General features: G+C 40.8%; 3 protein-coding genes. All 3 read left to right on the top strand.

Features of this window, described 5'->3' with window-relative positions; translation table 11 throughout:
- The first annotated feature begins 124 nt into the window (after positions 1-124).
- A complete protein-coding gene (locus tag IQR33_RS09295) occupies positions 125-457 on the top strand; it encodes a DUF1904 domain-containing protein (RefSeq protein WP_017633933.1) in 333 nt (110 codons plus the stop codon).
- A gap of 12 nt (positions 458-469) precedes the next feature.
- Complete coding sequence (mepA, locus tag IQR33_RS09300; protein ID WP_017633932.1) at positions 470-1,306, top strand: penicillin-insensitive murein endopeptidase; 837 nt, start codon at positions 470-472, stop codon at positions 1,304-1,306.
- A gap of 323 nt (positions 1,307-1,629) precedes the next feature.
- The gene (locus IQR33_RS09305) at positions 1,630-1,938 is read left to right on the top strand and encodes a hypothetical protein (protein WP_005381765.1); all 309 of its coding nucleotides are present in this window, start codon (positions 1,630-1,632) and stop codon (positions 1,936-1,938) included.
- The last annotated feature ends 210 nt before the right edge of the window (positions 1,939-2,148 follow it).

Here is a 2,148-nt window from a genome sequence, read left to right on the forward strand (position 1 = left end):
TTCGTTATCGAGCACATCTGATTCACAATCTATTGAAAGGTCAGTGGTTACATTGGCTTGGATGATTACTGACTTGGTTCCTGTTATCATCATGCATTGATGCTAATAATTAGGAAGTAAGTTTATGCCACATTTTCGATTCCGTGCTGTAGAGCCACAAGCTGTTCAGGCATTATCAAAACCTCTTACGGATGAACTTCAGCCTCTAATGGACTGTCCGCGTGAGGATTTTACTTTTGAGTATATCTACACTACGTTTTTCAATGAGGGAGAGGTGAGTGCTGCATATCCTTTTGTCGAAGTGCTTTGGTTCGACCGTGGCCAGGAAGTGCAAGATGAAGTTGCCAAGCTTATTACGCAACAAGTGCGCGCTATCGCTGGTGCCGATATTGATGTTGCAGTTATCTTTTCCGCTTTATCTCCTAAAGCTTATTACGATAATGGCGAACACTACTAAAGGTTAAAGGCTATGAGGCTGAGTTTCATTGTAACTTTGGGTTTATGTTTCTCAGCTTCAGTATGTTCTACTCCTTGGGAGTCTGCGGTTAATCCTACCCGAAACTCTTCCTCCTCTATTGGTAGTTATGCTAACGGTTGTTTAGATGGTGCATTACCCTTGCCTCTCGATGGCGTTGGTTATCAAGTCTTACGTAGTAAAACGAAGCGCTACTATGGGCACCCTAAAACGATAGAGTTTATTGAAAATCTGGCGCTTAAAGCTCATCAAAATCTCAACACCACTCTGCTAATTGGTGATTTATCTTTACCTAGAGGTGGAAGGTTCTCCTCTGGTCATTCTAGTCATCAAACTGGGTTAGATATCGATATCTGGTTAAGACTTGCTGACCAACCGCTTTCTTATAACGAATTACAACTTCCTAAGCCCATGAGTGTGGTGGATTTAAAAGGTTATTCCATACTTAATCATCGCTGGGAAGAACGGCACTTTAAGCTAATTCGGTACGCTTCAAAAAGTAAGGATGTTGCACGAATTTTTGTACATCCTGTTATTAAGGAGCAACTTTGCTTGCAAGAAAACGGCAAAGATCGTTCTTGGTTACGTAAAGTACGTCCATGGTGGGGGCATCATTACCACTTTCACGTCAGGTTGTCTTGTCCTGATTCGAGCGACTATTGTGTTGATCAAGCACCACCTCCAGTAGGCGATGGCTGCGGTGTTGAGCTCGCAAGTTGGGCCCCGAAAGCGAAACCTATTGATACCCCTCCACGGGTAAAAACAACCTCTAAGCCCAAACGAAAAAAAGTCGTTCCACCTCAATGCTTGCCGCTTATCAATCCTAATTAGTGTTACTCTCCAGGTTTATCTGTACTTGGTGATCTCTTTTATGAAACTGGAGAAACATCATACTTTTGTCTACATTGAATAATACCAATACAAAAACTAACCCAATTAGTTTTGGGGACATATTATAGAAATCTAAATTAAACAAAGAGTTGTAGTATGGGTAAGTTGTAACTTCTTTGTTTAGAAAAAGATCTTTCGTCACGATACTCTAGTTTCTTAGCAATATGTCTGTCAGTTGGCTAAAAAGCGATAACAACGCAGACAAGTGTGTAAGGCAGGGATATGCCCTTTTCCTGTTAGAAGAGTAAATCAAGGACAAAACCATGACTATGATTTGTGCAAAAGAATTTGCAGAGTGGTTAAGACACAGATTTAGCAGTGATACTAAAGGAGTCTCTTTGACTCGAGAGGATGTGAATCACCTGACTGGGCGTCAACGCCTTGATCCGGGTTTTGTTAATGATGTGCATTATGAGCTGATGCAATATGGAATGGCTTTCGTTACTGATACGAGCCGAGAAAACTTTTATTTAATACCTGTTTCTCAAGCGGAAAATTGGCGTGAGAGACTAGAGTATCATTTTGAAAAAGAGCTATTCTGCAATATTATCCCTATTGAAAAATCAGGTTGAGAAAAGGTTCAACTTTGATGCCAAAGTTGAACCTAATTGCTCTTATGCTAACCCTTGAATAATCACGAATTTTTCAAGCAACTGCTCTTCAGTTTCGACATGGTTCGGATCTGTGATTATGCATTTTGTAATTGGACACACTGACTGACAGGTCGGCTTTTCGTAATGCCCCTTACACTCTGTACATAGCGCTGGATCAATTTCGAAAAT

The sequence above is a fragment of the Vibrio sp. OPT46 genome (assembly GCF_015163535.1).
GTDB classification, from domain to species: Bacteria; Pseudomonadota; Gammaproteobacteria; order Enterobacterales; family Vibrionaceae; genus Vibrio; species Vibrio alginolyticus.